Source organism: Aquabacterium sp., assembly GCF_030652515.1.
Taxonomy (GTDB): domain Bacteria; phylum Pseudomonadota; class Gammaproteobacteria; order Burkholderiales; family Burkholderiaceae_C; genus Aquabacterium.
Genome location: NZ_JAUSAR010000073.1, coordinates 140743 through 162725, shown reverse-complemented (window position 1 = coordinate 162725; position 21983 = coordinate 140743). Strand labels below are relative to the sequence as shown.

Annotated in this window: 21 protein-coding genes and 1 tRNA gene; 17 read left to right on the top strand and 5 right to left on the bottom strand. The window is 62.0% G+C overall.

Annotation, left to right across the window (positions count from 1 at the left end):
- Positions 1 to 47 precede the first annotated feature (47 nt).
- The 6 genes from petA to Q7V20_RS09700 all read left to right on the top strand — a co-directional run bounded on the left by petA (position 48) and on the right by Q7V20_RS09700 (position 4348).
- On the top strand, positions 48 to 647 hold the full coding sequence (gene petA / locus Q7V20_RS09725) for a ubiquinol-cytochrome c reductase iron-sulfur subunit (protein WP_304789893.1): 600 nt from the start codon (positions 48 to 50) through the stop codon (positions 645 to 647).
- A 14-nt stretch (positions 648 to 661) separates the two neighbouring features.
- Entirely contained in the window at positions 662 to 2062 is a 1401-nt protein-coding gene (locus Q7V20_RS09720; RefSeq protein ID WP_304789877.1) for a cytochrome bc complex cytochrome b subunit, read from the top strand.
- Between the two features lie 22 nt (positions 2063 to 2084).
- The gene (locus Q7V20_RS09715; protein ID WP_304789874.1) at positions 2085 to 2849 is read left to right on the top strand and encodes a cytochrome c1; all 765 of its coding nucleotides are present in this window, start codon (positions 2085 to 2087) and stop codon (positions 2847 to 2849) included.
- Between the two features lie 111 nt (positions 2850 to 2960).
- Positions 2961 to 3572 carry a glutathione S-transferase N-terminal domain-containing protein gene (locus Q7V20_RS09710; RefSeq protein WP_230179166.1) on the top strand — a complete coding sequence of 204 codons (612 nt, stop codon included), beginning with the start codon at positions 2961 to 2963 and terminating at the stop codon, positions 3570 to 3572.
- Between the two features lie 22 nt (positions 3573 to 3594).
- Positions 3595 to 4227, top strand: a complete 633-nt coding sequence (locus Q7V20_RS09705) for a ClpXP protease specificity-enhancing factor (RefSeq protein WP_304789871.1) — start codon at positions 3595 to 3597, stop codon at positions 4225 to 4227.
- A gap of 45 nt (positions 4228 to 4272) precedes the next feature.
- Positions 4273 to 4348: transfer RNA gene (locus Q7V20_RS09700), tRNA-Thr, on the top strand.
- Positions 4349 to 4417: 69 nt separating this feature from the next.
- Here Q7V20_RS09700 and Q7V20_RS09695 read toward each other — a convergent pair.
- The 5 genes from Q7V20_RS09695 to Q7V20_RS09675 form a co-directional block, all read right to left on the bottom strand.
- Positions 4418 to 5101: a PEP-CTERM sorting domain-containing protein gene (locus Q7V20_RS09695; protein ID WP_304789868.1), complete on the bottom strand. Its 684-nt coding sequence runs from the start codon at positions 5099 to 5101 to the stop codon at positions 4418 to 4420.
- A gap of 6 nt (positions 5102 to 5107) precedes the next feature.
- Positions 5108 to 5764: a hypothetical protein gene (locus Q7V20_RS09690; RefSeq protein ID WP_304789865.1), complete on the bottom strand. Its 657-nt coding sequence runs from the start codon at positions 5762 to 5764 to the stop codon at positions 5108 to 5110.
- Positions 5765 to 5971: 207 nt separating this feature from the next.
- Positions 5972 to 7363 (bottom strand): TolC family outer membrane protein, encoded by a 1392-nt coding sequence (locus Q7V20_RS09685; RefSeq protein WP_304789862.1) that lies wholly within the window; start codon positions 7361 to 7363, stop codon positions 5972 to 5974.
- A gap of 14 nt (positions 7364 to 7377) precedes the next feature.
- Entirely contained in the window at positions 7378 to 8031 is a 654-nt protein-coding gene (locus Q7V20_RS09680; protein ID WP_304789859.1) for a protein-L-isoaspartate O-methyltransferase, read from the bottom strand.
- 101 nt (positions 8032 to 8132) lie between these two features.
- Positions 8133 to 8774, bottom strand: a complete 642-nt coding sequence (locus tag Q7V20_RS09675) for a TetR/AcrR family transcriptional regulator (RefSeq protein WP_304789857.1) — start codon at positions 8772 to 8774, stop codon at positions 8133 to 8135.
- An 83-nt stretch (positions 8775 to 8857) separates the two neighbouring features.
- On the opposite strand from Q7V20_RS09675, the gene Q7V20_RS09670 reads away from it, so the two are divergent.
- From Q7V20_RS09670 to Q7V20_RS09620, 11 genes are all read left to right on the top strand, one after another.
- Positions 8858 to 9301 carry a thioesterase family protein gene (locus Q7V20_RS09670; RefSeq protein WP_304789855.1) on the top strand — a complete coding sequence of 148 codons (444 nt, stop codon included), beginning with the start codon at positions 8858 to 8860 and terminating at the stop codon, positions 9299 to 9301.
- Between the two features lie 96 nt (positions 9302 to 9397).
- Positions 9398 to 11029 (top strand): 3-(methylthio)propionyl-CoA ligase, encoded by a 1632-nt coding sequence (locus Q7V20_RS09665; RefSeq protein WP_304789851.1) that lies wholly within the window; start codon positions 9398 to 9400, stop codon positions 11027 to 11029.
- A 187-nt stretch (positions 11030 to 11216) separates the two neighbouring features.
- Positions 11217 to 12452 carry a branched-chain amino acid ABC transporter substrate-binding protein gene (locus tag Q7V20_RS09660; protein ID WP_304789848.1) on the top strand — a complete coding sequence of 412 codons (1236 nt, stop codon included), beginning with the start codon at positions 11217 to 11219 and terminating at the stop codon, positions 12450 to 12452.
- Positions 12453 to 12627: 175 nt separating this feature from the next.
- On the top strand, positions 12628 to 13653 hold the full coding sequence (locus Q7V20_RS09655; RefSeq protein WP_304789846.1) for a branched-chain amino acid ABC transporter permease: 1026 nt from the start codon (positions 12628 to 12630) through the stop codon (positions 13651 to 13653).
- Positions 13654 to 13659: 6 nt separating this feature from the next.
- Positions 13660 to 14955, top strand: a complete 1296-nt coding sequence (locus tag Q7V20_RS09650; protein ID WP_304789843.1) for a branched-chain amino acid ABC transporter permease — start codon at positions 13660 to 13662, stop codon at positions 14953 to 14955.
- A 24-nt stretch (positions 14956 to 14979) separates the two neighbouring features.
- The gene (locus tag Q7V20_RS09645) at positions 14980 to 15792 is read left to right on the top strand and encodes an ABC transporter ATP-binding protein (RefSeq protein WP_304789840.1); all 813 of its coding nucleotides are present in this window, start codon (positions 14980 to 14982) and stop codon (positions 15790 to 15792) included.
- Between the two features lie 2 nt (positions 15793 to 15794).
- Positions 15795 to 16499, top strand: coding sequence for an ABC transporter ATP-binding protein (locus tag Q7V20_RS09640; RefSeq protein WP_304789837.1), 705 nt, complete (start codon positions 15795 to 15797; stop codon positions 16497 to 16499).
- Between the two features lie 88 nt (positions 16500 to 16587).
- Positions 16588 to 18693: a 3-hydroxyacyl-CoA dehydrogenase NAD-binding domain-containing protein gene (locus Q7V20_RS09635; protein WP_304789834.1), complete on the top strand. Its 2106-nt coding sequence runs from the start codon at positions 16588 to 16590 to the stop codon at positions 18691 to 18693.
- A gap of 266 nt (positions 18694 to 18959) precedes the next feature.
- A complete protein-coding gene (locus Q7V20_RS09630; RefSeq protein ID WP_304789831.1) occupies positions 18960 to 20822 on the top strand; it encodes an acyl-CoA dehydrogenase in 1863 nt (620 codons plus the stop codon).
- Between the two features lie 32 nt (positions 20823 to 20854).
- Positions 20855 to 21136, top strand: a complete 282-nt coding sequence (locus Q7V20_RS09625) for a Dabb family protein (RefSeq protein WP_304789828.1) — start codon at positions 20855 to 20857, stop codon at positions 21134 to 21136.
- Between the two features lie 38 nt (positions 21137 to 21174).
- A complete protein-coding gene (locus Q7V20_RS09620) occupies positions 21175 to 21972 on the top strand; it encodes an SDR family oxidoreductase (RefSeq protein ID WP_304789825.1) in 798 nt (265 codons plus the stop codon).
- Positions 21973 to 21983: the final 11 nt, after the last annotated feature.

Sequence of the window (21983 nt, the reverse complement as noted above, 5' to 3'; positions counted from 1 at the left end):
GTCCGCTAGAATGCGAGGTTGACCCCCAAACTCAAGCCATCCAAACCATGAGCAATCAGCCAGTGGATCAAAGCCGCCGGACGTGGGTGACCATCGCCTGTGTCGCAGGTGGAGCAGGCGGCGTGGCCGCCGCCGTGCCCTTTGCCCTCACCTTCCAGCCGTCAGAACGTGCACTTGCGGCGGGTTCATCGGTTGAAGTCGACATCGGTGGTCTCAAGCCTGGCGAGATGGCCACGGTGGAGTGGCGTGGCAAACCGGTCTGGATCGTTCGCCGCACGGCCGAGCAGGTCGCGGCCCTCGACAAACTGGCCGCTGAACTGGCCGACCCCAATTCCGAACGCAAGCCCAGCGAACTCACCCCTGAGTACGCCCGCAACGTGCACCGTTCCATCAAGAACGACGTGTTCGTGGCGGTGGGCATCTGCACGCACCTCGGTTGCTCCCCCACTTCCAAGTTCCAGGCAGGGCCGCAAACGTCGTTGCCTGACAACTGGCCGGGTGGTTTCTTGTGCCCTTGCCACGGCTCGACCTTCGACCTGGCAGGCCGCGTGTACAAGAACATGCCCGCGCCCGACAACCTCGAAGTGCCGCAACACATGTACCTGTCAGACACCAAGATTCTCATTGGTGAAGACAAAAAAGCCTGACAGGAGAGGTCGACATGGCTGAATTCAAAGAAGTGCCTGCTGGTGCCAGTGCTGGCGCCAAGCTGATGAACTGGGTTGACAACCGCTTCCCGGCCACCAAGCTGTGGAACGAGCACGCGGCCGAGTACTACGCCCCCAAGAACTTCAATTTCTGGTATTTCTTCGGCTCGCTGGCCTTGCTGGTGCTGGTGATCCAGATCGTGACCGGCATTTTCCTGGTCATGAACTACAAGCCGGATGCGGCCACGGCGTTTGCCTCGGTCGAGTACATCATGCGCGATGTGCCCTGGGGTTGGTTGGTGCGCTACATGCACTCAACTGGTGCGTCGGCCTTCTTCGTTGTGGTCTACCTGCACATGTACCGTGGCTTGATCTACGGTTCTTACCGCACGCCGCGTGAGCTGGTCTGGGTGTTCGGCTGCCTGATCTTCCTGTGCCTGATGGCCGAAGCCTTCATGGGCTACCTGCTGCCCTGGGGCCAGATGTCCTACTGGGGCGCCCAGGTCATCATCAACCTGTTCGCCGCGATCCCCTTCATCGGGCCTGATCTGGCCATCCTGATCCGGGGTGACTACGTGGTCGGCGATGCCACGCTCAACCGCTTCTTCGCCCTGCACGTCATTGCGGTGCCGCTGGTGCTGCTGGGCCTGGTGGTGGCGCATCTGATCGCGCTGCACGAGGTTGGCTCCAACAACCCCGATGGCGTTGAAATCAAGGCCAAGAAGGATGCCAAGGGACGACCCCTGGATGGCATTCCTTTCCACCCTTACTACACCGTGCACGACATCATGGGGGTCGCTGGCTTCCTGATCGTCTTCACCGCGGTGATCTTCTTCGCGCCTGAAGCGGGTGGCTACTTCCTGGAGTACAACAACTTCATCCCGGCCGATCCCTTCCAGACGCCATCGCACATTGCGCCCGTCTGGTACTTCACGCCGTTTTACTCCATGCTGCGGGCCACGACTGATGACCTCGTCAATGTGCTGTGCGTCATTGTCGGCCTGGCGGCGGTGTTGAACCTGATCAAGGGCAAGGGCACCATCCAGGCCAAGGTCGTGTCCTTGGTGGCGGCCGTCATCGGCATCTTCCTGCTCAAGACCTTCGATGCCAAGTTCTGGGGCGTGGTCGTGATGGGCGGCGCGGTGGTGATCCTGGTGTTCCTGCCCTGGCTGGACCACAGCCCGGTCAAGTCCATCCGCTACCGTCCTGACTTCGTCAAATACCTGTACGCCGTGTTCGTGCTGTTCTTCGTGGTGCTGGGCTACCTGGGCATCCAGGCACCATCGGTGGTCGGCACGCGCGTGGCCCAGGTCGGCACCATCTTCTACTTCGGCTTCTTCCTGCTGATGCCGTGGTGGAGTCAGTTGGGTACCTTCAAGAAGGTGCCTGACCGCGTGACCTTCGAGTCCCACTGACCGCCTGCAGGAGAGACACAACATGAAGAAAATCCTTGCCTCCTTGTTGGCCGTGTTTGCCCTGATGAGTGGCGCGCGTGCCAGCACCGAGTTGGTGCTGGACCGGTTTCCCCAAGAGCGGGTGACCGACCTGGCCGCCTTGCAAAATGGTGCCCGGCTGTTCGTCAACTACTGCCTGAACTGCCACGCTGCCGCGTTCATGCGCTACAACCGCCTGCGCGACATTGGCCTGACTGAAAAGCAGATCAAGGAAAACCTGGTGTTCGCCACCGACAAGGTCGGCGAAACCATGAAGGTGTCGATGGACGCCAAGGACGCGAAGACCTGGTTTGGCGCCACGCCACCCGACCTGACCTTGGTGGCCCGTTCGCGTGCCAGCCATGCGGGCTCGGGGGCCGACTACCTCTACACCTACCTGCGCAGCTTCTACCGCGACGATGCCCGCCCCACCGGCTGGAACAACACGGTGTTTCCCAACGTGGGCATGCCTCACGTGATGTGGGAATTGCAGGGCCAGCGTGCAGCCAAGTTCGTGGAAGCGCAAGATCCGCACGATCCTGCCAAGAAAATCCACAGATTCGAAGGCTTCGAGCAATTGACCGATGGCACGCTCAAACCCCAGGAGTTTGACAGCCAGATGGCCGATCTGGTGGCCTACCTGCAATGGATGGGCGAGCCCATCCAGGGTCAACGCGTTCGCATCGGTGTGGGCGTGTTGATTTTCCTGAGCATCTTCTTCGTCATTGCCTGGCGCTTGAATGCGTCTTTCTGGAAAGACGTGAAGTAAAGCTTTAACAGCCTTGAGCGCAGTGGTTGTCCTGATCGGCGGCCACTGCGCTTGCTCATTTTTTCGGTGCTTGCACCCCACTAGTTTTTTGTCACTGAGGAGTCCTCCGCCATGATGGTGCTTTACTCCGGAACGACCTGCCCCTACTCGCACCGCTGCCGCTTTGTGCTGTTCGAGAAGGGCATGGATTTCGAGATCCGGGATGTTGATATTTTCGCCAAACCGGAAGACATCGCGCTGATGAACCCCTACAACGAGGTGCCCATCCTCGTTGAGCGCGACCTGATCCTGTACGAATCGCACATCATCAATGAGTACATTGATGAGCGCTTCCCGCACCCTCAACTGATGCCGGGTGATCCGGTGGCGCGCGCGCGAGTTCGCCTGTTCCTGCTCAACTTTGAGAAGGAGTTGTTCGCCCACGTCAACGTGCTGGAAGGCCGTGGCATCAAGGGCAACGACAAGCAACTGGAAAAGGCCCGCTCGCAGATCCGCGATCGCCTGACCCAGCTGGCGCCCATCTTCTTGAAGAACAAGTACATGCTGGGCGACGATTTCTCGATGCTTGACGTGGCCATTGCACCGCTGCTGTGGCGCCTGGATTACTACGGCATCGAGTTGTCGAAGAACGCCTTGCCCTTGTTAAAGTACGCCGAACGCATCTTCTCGCGCCCGGCCTACATCGAGGCGCTCACACCGTCCGAGAAAGTCATGCGCAAGTGATCATCACTGGCCACCGGATCCTATGACCACGACGCCGATCGATTCAGACAGCCAGGGCACGTCCACCAGGCCTTACCTCATTCGGGCACTGCACGACTGGTGCACCGACAATGGCTTCACGCCTTACCTGGCCGTGTACGTGGATCGTTCGGTGCAGGTGCCGCAGGAATACGTCAAGAACAACGAAATCGTCCTCAACGTCAGTTTCGAGGCGACCACCCAGCTTCAACTGGGCAATGAGTTCGTGGAGTTCAAGGCGCGTTTTGGTGGCATCGCCCGTGAGATCTCGGTGCCGGTGGACCATGTGATTGCCATCTATGCGCGTGAGAACGGGCAAGGCATGGCCTTCCCGGTTCCAACCGCATCGGATGGTGTGGATGACGAGCAATCCACCGACGATGCGGCTGGTGGTGATGCACCTGCCGCCGATGGTGCTGACCGTTCAGCCTCGCCTTTGCGCCTGGCCAGAACGCCGCGTGCTGCTCCGGCGAAAGAGAAAGAGCGTGCCAGCAGTGGCAAGGCATCTTCCAAGGCGGAAGACAAAAGCCCCACCAAGGCCTTGTCACCTGTCAGCATCGTCAGTTCCGAAGGTGATGAACCTCCTCCGGATTCGCCGCCACCCTCAGGTCGTCCAGCTTTGCGCCGCGTGAAGTGAAATTGAAGGCTGGGGCGCAGTACAATGCGGCCCTTGCCAGTCTTCGCCGCTTTAGCTCAGTTGGTAGAGCAACCGCCTTGTAAGCGGTAGGTCGTCAGTTCGAATCCGACAAGCGGCACCAAACAGAAAGCCTGTGTTGTTAGCAAACTGACAACACAGGCTTTTCTCATGGTCGAGCGTGATGACGCACTCAGCGCATCAGGCCGATCCTGCGCCGTACTGCAGGCAAACCAATCATCCCCAGACCACCCAGCAGCATCAAGGTCGTGCTGGGTTCCGGCACGGCTTGCACTGCCACGAAGTTGTCCAGCGCCGTCTCTTCGCAGCAGTTGATGCCACCCACCTCGGGGCCTTCGCGCCAGACGATCTTGGTGATGGCGGTGTCGCTGATGATCCCTTGGAACAATGGGTCGTTTTCAGTGGCATTCAAAGGCAGCACCGGGATGCCCTGGTAGGTGGTGTCGCCATCGGCGAAGTAGAAATCCAGAAAACCAGGGCCAGGCGTGCCAGGGTCGAAGGCGTCGATGTCAAAGCCAATCGACTTGTAGGCGCTGCTCATGTTGATGTGGTACTGGGCCTCAGGCAGGTCGCGCGAGGTGGCGAACAGTTCCTTGTCGCCCGAGCCCTGGAAGACCTCCAGGTTGGCCAGGTTGGTCGAGACCGTCACGCCGGGCAGGATGTCCACGCCCGCCATGTTGGCGCCGTCCGCGAAGGATTCGAAATCTTGCGTGACCACAGGCGCTGCGCCAATGGCGGTGAGGAAGGCAGCGCGGTCACCGAAGAGGGTGACGTTGGCAGCGTGGGCGCCGCTGGCTGCGGCCATGGCCAGCAGCGAAGCGGCGGCCAGACGTTGGAAGTGTGTGGTGTGTTTCATGATGGTTTACTTGACGTTGGATTGAGAATCAGAGGCGGAGAGGCCCTTGGCCGCTGCACCGAAAGCGGCGGTGCCAACGGGGCTGGTGACGGTGCAGTCGCGCGACATGTCGATGGCCAGCGCGGAGTCGTCAATCCAGAAGTCGGGGACCGCGGCGGCGCCACCAAAGTTGGTCACCTTCCACTGCACTTTCACGTTCACGGCCATGGGGGCGGTGGAGGTGTTGCGGATGCAGCGGTGGCGGCTGAAGCTTTGCGCGGCCCACGACGCGGTGGTTTCACTGCCAGCATTGGTGCTCTTGAGCGAGTAGGTGTCCGGGCCGTTGGTGCTGGCTTGAGGGCTGCCTTCAACGCCGCCGATCAGGATCTGCGCTTCGCACCAGTCTTGCGCGGTGTTGCCGGTGTTGCTGCAGCGAGCTTCAGCATCGAACCGTGCGCTCACGAGCACGGCCGTCTGGGGGGGCACGAAGATCGTGGTGCCCGCCGAGGGCAGGTCCTGGAACACCGTGGTGCTCGTGGTCTGCGGGTTGGTGTTGGTGACCACGCGCTTGAAGAAGCTGCTGCCGCTGGTGAAGGTTTCGACGCCATCGACGGCCATGGCGTTGGTGATGGCCGCCAGGCTGAAGAGGGCGCCTGCGGCGAGGCGTTGGTAGGCATGTGTCATGGGTTGCTCCGTTGATGACTTGATGGTTGTGTGACACCGACCAGGTTCTTGATCGGATGGCCGCAATGTCTGGTCATTCAAGGTGGCGCCATACCCCTAACTTCATCCTGGTCCCTAGGGCTAGGGGGCAGGCCCCCGACAAACTAGGGGCCAAGAAAAAGCCCGCACGAGGCGGGCTTGGTGATTGTCAAAGCTGTTGGTGCAGGGTCACTGCGGTGCCAGCAGTTTGTTGAACATGTCCAGGTCTTCGGGCTTGAGGGTGCCGCTGGCCTGGCGCAGTTTCATGCTGGCCACCAGCACGTCATAGCGGGCCTTGTAGAGGTCCTTCTGGGTGTTGGCCACCAGGTTCTGCGCATCGAGCACATCCTTGTTGATGCGCACGCCGACGCGGTAGCCCAGTTGCGTGGCCTCCAGCGCCAGCTTGGCCGAGCTTTCAGCGGCCTCATAGGCCTTGACCTGCACCATGCCAGACTGAACCACCAGGAAGGCTTGGCGTGTGCTCAGGTTGATGGTGCGCTTGGCGTTGTCCAGGTCGTGCTCGGCCTTTTCTTCACCGACCAGTGTTTCCTTGATGCGGTTTTGCACGGCAAAGCCAGCGAACAAAGGCACGTTCAGTTCCAGGCCAATGGCGGAGGTGGTGCCAGCGCTGCCAGCGACCTGGGCTGCAGAAGCGCCCGGGGCATTGCTGTCGATGTCGGTGTTCACGATGGAGGCGGTGGCGTCCAAGGTGGGCATGTGACCAGCCCGGGCCTTGGCCGTGTCCAGTTTGGCCAGTGCCAGCGCCACTTCAGCCTTGCGGATGGTGGGCGACTGGGCGGTTTGTGATGTCCATTCATCAACCGAGGCGGGCATCAGCACGGGCAGGTTCACGGGCGTCATCAAAGGGCGGGGCTTGACGTCGATCTGTCCCACCAACTGGTCCAGTGACAGGCCTTTGACGCGCAAATCATTGGTGGCGGCGATCTCCTGGGCACCCGCCAGGTCAAAGCGGGCCTGGGCTTCGCGGGTGTCGGTGATGGTGGCGTTGCCGACTTCAAAATTGCGCTTGGCCGCGGCCAGTTGCTCGGCCAGGGCCTTCTTGTTGGTCTGCGTAGTGGCCAGGATGTCTTGCGCGGCGAGCACGTCGAAATAGGCCTGCGTGAGCCTCACGACCAAGTCGTCTTCGGCGGACTTCAGGCTGGCTTGTGCGGCGACCAGGGCTTGTTGGCCCTTGCTCACATCAGCATCATTGCCGCGGTTGAAGAGCGGCTGCTTGGCCGACAAGCCCAAGGTCTTCTTGGTGCCATAGCCGCTGGCGGCCTCCCCAGCCGCACCTGGTGCACTGGACTCCAGGTGCGTGCGGTCGATGGTGCCACGCAGGCCCACCGAGGGCAGGCGCAATGCATCGGCCTGGGCGGCTTTGTATTGGGCAGAGTCAGCTTCTGATTTGGCCGACAGGTAGGCAGCGTCATAACTCTTGGCCGCCTGAAACAGTTCCACCAGTGATTGGGCTCGCGCCTGCTGGGCTTGAGCGGTGGCCCAGCCGGACATGCTCATCAGCACAATGGCCGCTGCGCAAACCACGGGGCGCAGAGCGGGGCGTTTCGAGTTCGGGGACATCTTGTTGAATCCTGTCAGAAGTGGAAGCGGCTGGGAATGACAAAGCCTGCCAGCCGAGGTGCGGTGGTGTCGAACAGGTCTTCGCTGCTGAACTGGCCGTTGCCCAATCGAGTGAACAAACGGGCGCGCATGATGGGCTCGTCGCCCACGATGGCCAGCAGGCGGCCACCTTCCTTGAGTTGGTCCAGCAAGGTTTGCGGCACCTTGGCGACCGAGCCTGTCAGCAAGATGGCATCAAAAGGGGCTTGGGCAAGGAGGCCTTCAACGCCATCAGACTGGACGATCTCGGCGTTGTTGACGCTGGCCTGGCGCAGGTTGGTGCGGGCCAACTGAACCAGGTCGGCCTGGGATTCCAGTCCGATGACGCGTTGGGCCTTGTGGGCCAGCAAGGCGGTGACGTAGCCGGTGCCTGCGCCGATGTGCAGCACGGTGTCGCGTTTGCTCAGGTTCAGGTCTTGCACGAGGCGGGCTTCAAGCTTGGGGGCCAGCATGGCCCGGCCGCCAGACAACGGCACTTCCAGGTCCATGAAGGCCAGCGACCGGTGGGCTTCAGGCACGAAGTCTTCGCGGCGCACGACGGACAAGAGGGACAGGATGGAGCTGTCCAGCACATCCCAGGGGCGGATCTGCTGCTCGATCATGTTGAAGCGGGCTTGTTCGACGTTCATGAGGACATCCTAGGGGCAGTCGGAGAAGTTAAATATTGGGAAAAAGCAGGGATTTTAAGAACTGCAGTGCCCGGACAACGGAAAACGGTGCGCATTTTTGGTCATTTCACCAAACCGCGAAGCAAGAGCTCGATTTGCGTGGCAATGAACTGGGGTGGGTCCAGGGGCACCGGGTTGACCGAGCAGGCCGCCGAGCAATGCCGGTAAAGCACCAGGAAGTGCACCGGCGCGATCAGGGCATGGACCACGGCGCTCACGTCCATGTCGCGGAACTCGCCACGGTCCATGCCGCGCTGCACGGCCTTGGTCAGCATGGCATGTGCGGGCGCCACCACTTCGTCCATGTAGAACTGGATCAAGTCAGGGAAGTTGTTGGCCTCGGTGATGATGACCAGCATGATCCCTGAAGCTTTCGACGCGCCCACGCGAGACCACCAGGTGTGGGCCAGCAGGTGGAGCAGTTCGGACGTGGGGCCTTCGAACTGCTCGACGATGCCGCTGCCCTCGGCGATGACTTCGACCAAGTGGGTGCGCACCACGGCTTTGAACAGCTCTTCCTTGCTGGGGTAGTACAGGTACAAGGTGCCTTTGGACACCCCGGCCAGCCGCGCGACCTCTTCGGTGCGCGTGGCGGCAAAGCCTTTCTCGACGAACAGCGTCAGGGCGGCCTCCAGCAGTTCTTGAGGCCGGGCCGCCTTGCGGCGCTGACGCCCCGATCCAACGGATTGGATCAGCGAGGTCACAGGGCAGGATGATTTGATGGCAGCCAAGGTTGAAGTGGGTAACTGACCGACTGGTCAGTAATGTAGCGTTAATAATCATTTGCATGGAACGTGCACAACCCCTACCCCGCAGCGCCTACGCGCACTTTGACACCATCTCGACCCGCTGGATGGACAACGACATCTACGGGCATGTCAACAACGTCACCTATTACAGCTATTTCGATTCGGCGGTGAACCGCTATCTGATCGAAGCCGGTGTTCTGGACATCCACGAAGGCGGCGTGATCGGCCTGGTGGTCGAGACGCATTGCAATTACTTCGCGCCTTTGGCCTTCCCGCGCAATGTCGATGTCGGCATCCGCGTGGCCAAGATTGGCAGCAGCAGCGTGCGCTACGAGATCGGCTTGTTCGATGAAGGCCAGCCCTTGTCGGCGGCCAGCGGGCACTTCGTCCATGTGTACGTGGACCGTGTCACCCGCCGCCCCACCAGTTTGCCCGCCGACTTCGCGCTGGCGGTTCAGAAGCTGCAAGTGGCAGCAGGCTGATCACCGACTCAAGCGGAAACACCCTGTTGGTGACACGTCAAAATTTGACTATGATCATTGTCTGAATTTCCTGTCCTCACATTTCTGGAGCCGCCAATGAGCCTGATGGGCCAAATGATGCACATGCCCTTGTTGATCTCGTCGCTGCTGACGCACGCGGCCAGGCACAACGGTGACGTCGAGATTGTTTCCAAGCGCGTCGAGGGTGACATGCACCGCACGACGTGGTCCGAGGTCGAGCTGCGTTCGCGCAAGCTGGCCCAGGCCCTGGCCCGTCTGGGCTTGAAGGCGGGCGAGCGTGTGGGCACCTTGGCCTGGAACGGCTACCGCCACCTCGAGATCTATTACGGCGTGTCGGGCTCCGAACTGGTCTGCCACACCATCAATCCGCGCCTGTTCCCGCAGCAAGTGGCCTGGATCATCAACGACGCTGAAGACAAGGTGCTCTTCGTTGACCTGAACATCCTGCCCTTGATCGAAAAGCTGATCCCCAGCCTGCCCACGGTCAAGGCTGTGGTGGTGATGGTGGCCCGCTCGCACATGCCTGCGGAAACTGCCATTCCCAACCTGCTGTGCTACGAAGAGCTGATCGAAGCCGAAGACGGCAACTTCACTTGGCCGCAGTTTGACGAGAACACCGCCGCCAGCATTTGCTACACCTCGGGCACGACCGGCAACCCCAAGGGCGCGGTCTACTCCAACCGCTCGACCGTGCTGCACGCCTACGCGGCAGCCTTGCCCGATGCCATGTCGGTGGCCACGGTCGACACCGTGCTGCCCGTGGTGCCCATGTTCCACGTCAACGCCTGGGGCCTGCCTTACTCGGGCGCACTGATCGGCTGCAAGCTGGTGCTGCCGGGTCACCACCTGGACGGCGCCTCGCTGTACGACCTGTTCGAAAAAGAGAAAGTCACCTTCAGCGCGGGCGTGCCCACCATCTGGCTGGGCCTGATCAACCACGTCAAGCAGAACAACTTGAAGTTCAGCACCTTCAAGCGGACCGTGGTGGGCGGCGCCGCTTGCCCGCCCGCCATGATCCGCACGCTGGAAGACGAGTTCGGCGTGCAGGTGATCCACGCCTGGGGCATGACCGAGATGTCGCCGCTGGGCACCTTGGGTCGTTTGAAGTCCAAGCACGCCGACTTGCCGGTCGAGGCCCAGCATCGCTTGCTGGAAAAGCAAGGCAAGGTGATCTACGGCGTGGACATGCGCATCGTCGATGCCGAAGGCAAAGTGCTGCCTTGGGATGGCAAGACTTCGGGCGACCTGGAAGTGCGTGGCCACTGGGTCATCAGCAGCTACTTCAAGGTCGACAGGTCGCCCTTGCACGATGGCTGGTTCCCCACTGGTGACGTGGCCACCATCGATGCCGACGGCTACATGCAGATCACCGACCGCTCCAAGGACGTGATCAAGTCGGGCGGCGAATGGATCAGCTCCATCGACCTGGAAAACGTGGCCATGGGGCACCCGGCGGTGCACGAGGCCGCGGCCATCGCTGCGTTCCACCCCAAGTGGGATGAGCGCCCGCTGCTGGTCGTGGTCAAGAAGCCAGGTGCTGAAGTGACCCGTGAGGAGATCCTGGCGTTCTACGACGGCAAGATCCCCAAGTGGCAGTTGCCCGACGACGTGGTCTTCACCGACGAGATCCCGCACACCGCCACGGGCAAGATCTACAAGTTGAAATTGCGAGAGCAGTTCAAAGACCACAAGTTGCCCACGGTTTAATGGCTTGAATCCAAAAGCGCCTTTCGGGGCGCTTTTTTGTGGCCGATGCAACAGGACGTGACGTTGATTGCAGGCGCAATGGCAGATAAATTCAAGTTTTGCGTTTAGTTTCGGGTCATCCCTGAATGAACCCCCGGGTTCAGGGGGGTAATCTCAGTGTCTGGTCGATACCCCACAGAGGAAAAGCATGAATCTGCAACGCCGAGCATTGAGTATTTTCGTGGCCGCCTCGCTGAGCGCTGGTGCCGCCATGGCCCAAAAGGGCGAAACCGTCAAGGTCGCCTGGATCGACCCCTTGTCCGGCCTGATGGCCAACATCGGTCAGAACCAGCTCAAGACCTACCAGTACATCGCTGAGAAGCTCAATGCCAAGAATCCCGCTGGCGTGAAGTTCGAGATCGTCAGCATCGACAACAAGCTCAGCCCCGCCGAAACGCTCAACGCGCTGAAGTCGGCCGTTGACCAAGGCGTGCGCTATGTGGTGCAGGGCCTGGGTTCGGGCGCTGGCCTGGCCCTGATGGACGCCGTGAACAAGCACAACGAGCGCAACCCCGGCAAGGAAGTGATCTACCTGAACTACGCGGCGGTGGACCCCGACATGACGAACAGCAAGTGCAGCTACTGGCACTTCCGTTTCGATGCCGACACCTCCATGAAGATGGAAGCCTTGACCACCTTCATGAAAGACCAGGCCGACATCAAGAAGGTCTACCTGATCAACCAGAACTATGCCCACGGCCAGCAAGTGTCCAAGTTTGCCAAGGCCAACCTGGCCCGCAAGCGCCCGGACATCCAGGTGGTGGGTGACGACCTGCACCCGCTGGCGCAGGTGCGCGATTTCTCGCCCTACGTGGCCAAGATCAAGGCTTCTGGCGCGGACACCATCATCACCGGCAACTGGGGCTCCGATCTGGCGCTGCTGGTCAAGGCCGCCAATGATGCCGGTCTGAACGCCAAGTTCTACACCTATTACGCCAACTTCGGGGGCACGCCCACCGCGCTGGGTACCGCCGCCGAAGGCCGCGTCTATCAGGTGGGCTATGGCCATTACAACCTGGGCGGCGAATACGGCAAGATGCTGGCCGAGTTCAAGAAGCGTTTCAACGACGACTTCTACTCGGCAGGCAGCTACTCGGCCATGGTGCTGCTGGCCGAAGGCATCGCCAAAGCCAAGTCGACCGACCCGGTCAAGGTGGCTGCCGCGATGGAAGGCCTGAAGTTCACCAGCTTCAACGGCCCGGTGGAAATGCGCAAGGCCGACCACCAGTTGCAACAGCCGCTGTTCATCACCAAGTGGCAGAAGGTGGATGCCAAGAACGCCTACGACGTCGAGAAGACGGGCATGACCTTCACAGCGCTCAAGTCTTACGACGCCTATGTGTCGAGCACGCCAACCTCGTGCCAGATGAAGCGTCCTTCGTGATGCTGGGCGGCGCCTGACCGGGCGCCGCTGCACCTTGCAGTCAGCAGTACGGCCGGAACGCTTGGCGTGGCGATCCGATCAACGCCATTGAGCGCCCCCCTGTCTGCGGTCACCGCGGCAGGGGCTTCTGGTCGGCCTCACGGTTGACTGACCTCAGCGCCACGGTCGCTCTCTCATGGAAACTTTTGTCGTCTTCTTCTTGAGTGGCATCAGCTACGGGCTGCTGCTCTTCATGCTCAGCTCCGGGCTGACACTCATTTTCAGCATGATGGGCGTTCTGAACTTCGCCCACGCCAGCTTCTACATGCTGGGTGCTTACTTCGCGTATGAGATCACCGGCTATGTCGGGTTCTTCCCCGCGCTGATCCTGTCGCCGATCCTGGTGGGCGCACTCGGCGCGGCCTTCGAGCGCTACAGCCTGCGCAAGGTGCACGCTTACGGCCATGTGCCCGAGTTGCTGATCACCTTCGGCCTGTCGTATGTGATCGTCGAGGTGGTGCGCCTGTATTTCGGCCCCTCCAACGTTGACTACCGCGTGCCCGAACTGCTGAGCGGTCCGCTGTTCACCGTGGCCAATGTGCAGGGGCAGGGTCTGGCCTGGCTGTGGGGCGCGGGCGATGCCGCGATTTGCGCGCCAGATTCAGGCAACTCCTGCACCCAGTTCCCGCTGTACCGTGGCTTCATGGCCATCGTGGCATTGTTCATGTTGGGCTCGCTGTGGCTGCTGCTCACCCGCACCCGCGTGGGCCTCATCATCCAGGCGGCACTCACACATCCCGACATGGCGCAGGCGCTGGGTCACAACGTGCCCCGCGTGATGATGGGTGTGTTCGGCGGAGGCTGTGCACTGGCCGGCCTGGCCGGGGTGATCGGCGGCAATGCCTTCGTGACCGAGCCCAACATGGCTGCATCGCTGGGCGCCATCATCTTCGTGGTGGTGGTGGTCGGTGGCATGGGCTCGCTGGCGGGTGCTTTCCTGGCATCCATCCTGATCGGCCTGATGCAGACCTTCGCGGTGGTGGTGGACGTGTCCATCGCCTCGGTGATGCAAAGCATGGGCAGCCCGGTGCGCTTTGATCACTGGGCTTATCCGCTCCTCAAGATCTCGGTGTCGCAGATGGCGCCGATCCTTCCGTACCTCCTGCTGGTGCTCATCCTGATCTTCAGGCCCAAGGGCTTGTTGGGCACACGCGAGGAGTAGGCCGCCATGTCATCCCATACCGTTTACCGCTTCAAACCTTACAACCTTGGCCGCTGGATCGTGTGGACGCTGTTCGCACTGGTGCTGATGGTGGCTCCGCTGCTGTGGACCAGCAGCCTGTCGATGACCATGCTTTCGCAGATGGGCATCGGCATCATCGTCTGCCTGTCGTACAACATGCTGCTGGGGCAGGGCGGCATGCTCAGCTTCGGGCACGCGGTGTACTCCGGACTGGGGGCCTTCGGGGCCATCCATGCGCTGAACTTTGCTTCGGCGGGCAGCTTGCCCATCCCCGTCAGCCTGGTGCCCATCGTGGGCGGCGTGTCGGGCCTGCTCGTGGCAGCGCTGTTGGGGGCGGTCACGACCAAGAAGTCGGGCACCACCTTCGCCATGATCACGATGGGCATCGGGGCCCTGGTGTTCTCGATGTCATTGATGCTGCCGGAGTTCTTCGGCGGCGAAGGCGGCATCTCCAGCAACCGGGTCATCGGTGAGCCGGTGATGGGCATCACCTTCGGCCCGCAGATCCAGGTGTATTACCTGATCGCGCTGTACTGCTTCGTGTCCACCGCCTTGATGTTCGCTTTCACGCAGACCCCTCTGGGACGCATGCTCAACGCCGTGCGCGACAACCCCGAGCGCGTCGAGTTCATCGGCTACGACACCCAGCGCGTGCGCTACATCTCCTTCATGGTGGCGGGCTTCTTCGCGGGCATCGCGGGCGGCCTGGTGGCGCTGAACAACGAGATCGTGACGGCCGAGGTGATGAGCGCCGAGCGCTCGGGCGCCTACCTGCTGTTCACCTTCATCGGCGGGGCGCTGTTCTTCTTCGGCCCCATCATCGGCGCCGTGCTGATGGTGCTGGCCGAGGTGTTGTTGCACGAGATGACCAAGGCCTGGCTGCTCTACCTGGGCGTGGGGTTCCTGGCCATGGTGATGTATGCACCGGGCGGCTTTGCCGCGCTGTTGATGATGAACGTGCGTGTGGCCGCCTTCGGCATGATGCGCCGCCTTTGGGCGGTGTACCTGGCCTTGTTCGGCGCGGGCTTCACGGCGCTGGTGGGCATCTCGGTGATGATCGAGATGGTGTACCACCGCAAGCTCAACGAGGCGCTAGGCCCGACCATGACCTATTGGCGGGCAGAGATCAACACCGACAGCACGGGTGCCTGGGTGGGGGCGGGCTTGCTCGCACTGGTCGGCATCGGCCTGTTTGAGGTGGCTCGCCGCAGGTTCGTCATCCGGTGGAGCGCGGTGCAGGATGACATCGAGGCCGAATTGCGTCGACGCAATGCGCTGTGAACCCACGAACCTGAAGTCCAAGCGATGAGTACTCCTAATCAATCCAGCAGCGCTTCGTCGGGAGGCTTTGCCCTCGAGTTGCGCGATGTGCGCAAATCTTTTGGCAAGACCGAGATCATCCGAGGTGCCCAACTGCAGGTGAAGGAAGGCGAGCGCGTGGCGCTGATCGGCCCCAATGGCGCTGGCAAGTCCACCCTGTTCAACCTGATCAGCGGCCGCATGGCGCCTTCCAGTGGCGAGATCCTGCTGAACGGCGAGCGCATTGATGGGCGCAAGCCCTACGAGGTCAACCGCCGAGGCCTGGCGCGCAGCTTCCAGGTGTCCAACCTCTTTCCGCGCCTGAGCGTGTTCGAGAACCTGCGCTGCGCGGTGCTCTGGTCCATGGGCGAGGGCTATGCCTTCTGGCGCTTCCTGTCCAAGCTGGACGCGGCGAATGCGCGCGCCGAAGAGGTGCTGGGCATGATCCGCCTGCAGCGCAAGCGTGATGTCAGTGTGTCCTCCTTGACCTATGCCGAGCAGCGCGCGCTGGAGATCGGCGTGACCATCGCGGGCGGCGGCAAGGTGATCCTGCTGGACGAGCCCACGGCGGGCATGAGCAAGTCCGAGACCGCCAACTTCGTGCAACTGATCCGCGAGGTGACGGTGGGCAAGACCCTGCTCACGGTGGAGCACGACATGGGCGTGGTGTTCGGCCTGGCCGACCGCATCGCGGTGCTGGTGTACGGCGAGGTGATCGCCTTTGACACGCCTGAAAAAGTCCGCGGCAACGAGCGTGTGCGCGAAGCCTACCTGGGGTCGGCCCTGGCCGACCAGCAAACGGCTGAAGCCGGAGTCTGACCATGCTGTCCATTCAGAAGTTGCACGCTTATTACGGCAAGAGCCACATCCTGCATGGCGTTGACCTGGAGGTGAACGCAGGCGAGATCGTGGCCTTGTTGGGCCGCAATGGCTCGGGCCGCTCCACCACGATCAAGGCCGTGATGGGTTTGGTGCATGGCGAGGGCAAAGTGTCTTGGAACGGCACGGACATCCTGGGCCACAAGACCTACGACATCGCCCGGCGCGGCCTGGGCTACGTACCCGAAAGCCGCGATGTGTTCCCCAAACTCACGGTAGAGCAAAACCTGTTGCTGGGCCAGCAGCCGGGCCGTGGGGGCAAGAAGGCCGGGCGCTGGTCGCTGGACGACATGTACCAGATGTTCCCGCGCCTGAAGGAGCGCCAGCACACCGAAGCTGGCGTGCTGTCGGGCGGTGAGCAGCAGATGCTGACCTTGTGCCGCACCTTGATGGGCGACCCCGACCTGATCATGATCGACGAGCCGACCGAAGGGTTGGCGCCCAAGATCGTCGAACTGGTGGGCGAGTACCTGAAGGAACTCAAGCGGCGCGGCCTGGCCGTGCTGCTGGTGGAGCAGAAGCTCACCATCGCGCTGGACATCTCACAGCGCTGCTACGTGATGGGCCACGGTGAGGTCGTTTTTCAGGGCACGCCTGAAGAGCTGAAGGCCGATGGCAATGTCCGAAAGGAATGGTTGGAGGTGTGATTTTTGGGGTTGCAGTGTTGCTGCAAGGGTTAATGCAGCTATTCTTACAATGGTTCTTTTCAGATTCCCCCACACGAGTGAGATCGGCATGAGCACCTCCTACCAAGTCGCCGACGGCATCGCCGTCATCACGCTGGAAAACCCGCCCGTCAATGGCCTGGGCCAGAGCACGCGCGCTGGCATCGTCGATGGCATCAAGCAGGCGCAGGCCGATGCCACCGTGCAGGCTGTCGTCATCACGGGCTCGGGCAAAGTGTTCTGCGGTGGGGCTGACATCCGCGAGTTTGGATCGCCCAAGGCCTCCGCTGCGCCTGATCTGCACCTCACCATTGCCACGGTTGAGCAATCGGCCAAGCCCGTGGTGGCCGCCATCCATGGCGTGGTCATGGGTGGTGGGCTGGAACTGGCCCTGGGCTGCCACTACCGTGTGGCCGCCCCTGGCACACAAGTGGCCCTGCCGGAAGTGAACATCGGCCTGGTGCCAGGTGCTGGTGGCACGCAGCGTTTGCCACGTGTGCTGGGGGTGGAAACCGCCCTGGAAATGATCACCACCGGTGTTTCGGTGCCGAGCGAGAAGTTGATCGTGGCGCCTGGGCAGAAGCTGTTCAGCCAACTGGTCGATGGCGACCTGCTGGCCGGTGCCAAGGTTTTCGCCAAGCAGATCGCGGCTGCGCGTCCGCTGCCGTCGGTGCGTGATCTGAAGGTGGCCGCGCCTGCCGACCCTGAACTCTTCACCAAGACCCGCGCCGCCCTGGCCAAGACCCGCCGCAACCTGGAAGCGCCGCAGCGCTGCGTGGACTGCGTGGAGGCTTCGGTCAGCCTGACCGACCTGGATGCGGGCATCAAGTTCGAGCGCGATGTGTTCGAGCGCATTGTCACCAGCGATCAGGCGCGGGCGCAGCGCCATGCCTTCTTCGGCGAGCGTGCGGCCAGCAAGATCCCCGATGTGCCTGCTGACACGCCTTTGCGCGACATCAAGAAGGTCGCCGTGATTGGCGCGGGCACCATGGGTGGCGGCATCGCCATGTGCTTCCTGAACGCGGGCGTGCCCGTGATCCTGCTCGAGATGAAGCAAGAGGCCATCGACCGCGGCCTGGGCATCATCCGCAAGAACTACGAAGCGCAGGTGTCCAAGGGCAAGCTGGCGCAGGCCAAATACGAGCAGCGCATGAGCCTGCTCAGCACCACCCTGAGCTACGACGACATCGCCCAAGCCGACATGGTCATCGAAGCCGTGTTCGAAGACCTGGGCGTGAAATCGCAGGTGTTTGCCAAGCTGGACGAAGTGATGAAGCCGGGCGCGATCCTGGCCTCCAACACCTCGACGCTGGACGTGGACAAGATCGCCGAAGTGACCAAGCGCCCCAGTGACGTGGTGGGCCTGCACTTCTTCAGCCCCGCCAACGTGATGCGCCTGCTGGAAGTGGTGCGCAGCAAGCACACGGCCAAGGATGTGATGGCCACCGTGATGGCCGTGGCCAAGAAGATCAAGAAAGTGGCCGTGGTGTCGGGCGTGTGCGATGGCTTCATCGGCAACCGCATGTTCGAGCAGTACACCCGCCAGGCCGGCTTCCTGATCGAAGAGGGCGCCACGCCCGAGCAGGTCGACAAGGCCGCCGAAAAGTTCGGCATGGCCATGGGCCCCTTCCGCGTGGGCGACCTGGCCGGCAATGACATTGGCTGGGCGATCCGCAAGCGCCGCTATGTGGAGAAGCCCAACATGCGCTACAGCAAGGTGGCTGACCTGATCTGCGAAGTGGGCCGTTTTGGCCAGAAGGCTGGCAAGGGCTGGTACGACTACGAAGTCGGCAAGCGCGAGCCCGTGCCATCGACCGAGGTGCTGGCCATCCTCGACAAGTTCCGCCAGGACAACAACATCACCCCTCGCGAGATCAGCGACGAAGAGATCGTCAGCCGCCTGGTGCTGTCATTGACCAACGAAGGCGCCAAGATCCTGGAAGAGGGCATCGCCAACCGCGCCTCCGACCTGGACATGGTGTACCTCACGGGTTATGGCTTCCCCATCTACCGTGGCGGCGCGATGCTGTACGCGGACATGATCGGCTTGCCCAAGGTCATCGAGCAGATGAAGGCCTTCCAGCAGAACCCGCACGACGACGTGGCCTTCTGGGAGCCCGCACCCTTGCTGGCCAAGCTGGCCGCCGAGGGCAAGAACTTCACCGGGCAGGCTTGATCAGCCTGGTGACCAAGACGGTTGATTGACTACAAAAGGTCTGCGGCACTGTTGAAGGCTGTGGACCTTTTTTTCGGCCGTCTGTTCCTGTTTGCTTCCTTTCCCATCCGAGGTCAGCATGTCTTCTTTCATTGAAACCACGCAGAACGGCCACATCCTGGAGATCCGCGTCCGGTCGGCCAACAACTGGCCCTTCATCGAACGCCGCGATGCGGTGTTCCAGGGCCGCTGAAACGACACCAGAACCGAATCTTCAAGAGACGAACATGACCCACCGCGCCACCCTCGATTTCCTGCTGCACGATTGGCTTCACGCCGAAGACCTGTGCCAGCGCGAGCGCCACACCGACCACAATCGCGAGACCTACGACGCGGTGCTGGATTTGAGCGAGAAGCTCGCCATGGAGCAGTTCGCGCCGCACAACCGCCTGACCGATGTGCAGGAGCCCGAGTTCGACGGCGTGAAGGTGCACCTGCCCAAGGAAACGCCGATCGCCTTGCAAGCCTTCAACGACGCGGGCCTGATGGGCGCCAGCAAGGATGTCGAGATGGGCGGCATGCAGTTGCCCACCGTGGTTGAGATCGCCTCGATGAGCTTCTTCTACAAGGCCAGCGTCTCGCTCGCGGCCTACCCCATGCTCACGCGCGGCAACGCCAACACCATCCTGGCGCACGGCACGCCCTTGCAGATTGAGGTGTTCGCCAAGGGCGGCTTTGAAGGGCGCACCTTTGGGACCATGTGCCTGAGCGAACCACAGGCTGGCTCCAGCCTGTCGGACATCCTGACCAAGGCGACACCGGACGTGAAAGGCGACGGCACTGGCATCGACTGGGCGCAGGATGCTTTAGGCCCGCGCTACCGCCTGACGGGCAACAAGATGTGGATCTCGGGTGGTGAGCATGAGATGGGCGAGAACATCGTGCACCTGGTGCTGGCCAAGATCCCGGGTGAAGATGGCAAGACCATCCCTGGTGTGAAAGGCATCTCGCTGTTCATCGTACCGCGCAAGCTGGTCAAGCAAGATGGCGCCATCACCGACCAACGCAATGACGTGGCGCTGGCTGGTTTGAACCACAAGCTGGGTTATCGCGGGACGGTCAACACTTTGCTGAATTTTGGCGAAGGCAAGTTCCCGGTGAATGGCCAGTCGGGCGCGGTGGGCTACCTGATCGGCAAGCCGGGCGAAGGCCTGAAGTGCATGTTCACCTTGATGAACGAGGCCCGCATCAGCGTGGGTCTGGGCGCGACCATGCTGGGCTATGCGGGCTACGAGGCCTCATTGGAATACGCGCTGCAACGCCCGCAAGGCCGGCGCATGGGCGCGGGGGGCAAGGACCACAGCGCGCCGCAGATCTCGATCATCGAGCACACCGACGTCAAGCGCATGCTGCTGCAACAAAAGGCCATCGCTGAAGGCGGGCTGGCATTGGGCTTGTTTTGCGCCAGGTTGGTCGATGAGGAATACACCGGCACGCCCGCAGAGGCCGAACACGCCGGGCTGTTGCTGGAGTTGCTGACCCCCATTGCCAAGAGCTGGCCCAGCGAATGGGCGCAAGAGGCCAACAGCCTGGCCATCCAGATCCTGGGCGGCTATGGCTACACGCGCGACTTCCCGGTTGAGCAATATTGGCGTGATAACCGCCTGAACATGATCCACGAAGGCACGCACGGCATCCAGGGCCTGGACCTGCTGGGCCGCAAGGTGGTGATGAACGGTGGCAAGGCCTTGAGCGTGCTGGCCGAGCGCATCAGCCAGACCATCCAGAAGGCGGGCCAGATCGAAGGCCTGGCACTGCACGCCAATGCCTTGGCGCAGGCGCTGCAAAAAGTGGGGGCCACCACCAAGGCTGCCTGGTCCACCGGCGTGCCGGAAGAAGCCCTGGCCAACGCCACGCCCTACCTGCAGGGCTTTGGCCACACGGTGCTGGCCTGGATCTGGCTGGAGCTGGCCATCGCCGCCCGCGCAGCGCTGGACCAGCAAAGCCCGCTGGGCCAAGGTTTCCTGCACGGCAAGCTGGCGGCCTGCGATTATTTCTTCAGCTTCGAGCTGCCCAAGATCGATGCCTGGCTGGGGGTGGTGGCGCGCCGCGACATGACCTGCGCACAAGCCCAGCCCGACTGGTTCTGAAAAAGCACTCCTCCCATTCAAGGACGTTCAACATGATTCGACACATCGTGATCTTCACGCTCAAGCGCCCCGAAGATGCCCCCAAGGTCAAGGCCTTGCTCGACAGCTGTAAGGGCCTGGTGCCGGGCATGCACGAGTTCGACGTGGGCATCAAGACCGAAGGTCTGGAAGCCAATTGCGACGTGGTGCTGATCTCCACGTTTGAAGATGCGGCGGCGCTGGCGGCCTACCAGCCGCATCCTCATCACCAAGGCGTCGTGGCCCAGATCCGCGAAATGGCCGCCTCGCGCCACGTGCTCGACTACTTTTGCTGAACGTCGCTTCAACGACAACCACAACGCAAGGATTCACCATGACCACACCCCGCAAGGTTCAACAACTTTTCGACCTGACTGGCCGCACGGCATTGATCACCGGCGGTTCGCGTGGCCTGGGCCTGCAGATGGCCCATGCCCTGGGCGAAGCCGGTGCCAAGGTGCTGATCAGCTCGCGCAAGGCGGCCGACCTGGAGGAGGCGGTGGCTTCACTCAAGGCTGCGGGCATCGATGCCAGCTTCATCGCCGCCGACGCCGGCAGGCCGGAAGACATCCAACGCCTGGCCGACGAAGCCATGGCCCAGTTGGGCCACATCGACATCCTGGTCAACAACGCCGGTGCATCCTGGGGCGCACCTGCGCAAGAACACCCACTGGAGGCGTGGGACAAGGTCATGAACCTGAATGTGCGCGGCTACTTCCTGTTGTCGCAAGCGGTGGCCAAGGCCAGCATGATCCCTCGCAAACAGGGCCGCATCATCAATGTGGCGTCCATCGCCGGCCTGGGCGGCAACCCACCCTTCATGCAGACCATCGCCTACAACACCAGCAAGGGCGCGGTGGTGAACTTCACGCGCGGCCTGGCTTGCGAATGGGGGCACCTGGGCATCCGGGTCAATGCCATCGCGCCGGGCTTTTTCCCCAGCAAGATGACGGCGGGCCTGCTGAGCATGGCGGGCGAAGAGAACATCGCCAAGGGCGCACCGCTGGCGCGCATCGGTGACGACGAAGACCTGAAAGGCGTCACGCTGCTTTTTGCGAGCGACGCGGGCAAGCACATCACCGGGCAGATCCTGCCAGTCGATGGCGGCGTCAGCGCCTTGATTGGCGGCTGATCGCAAGCCGT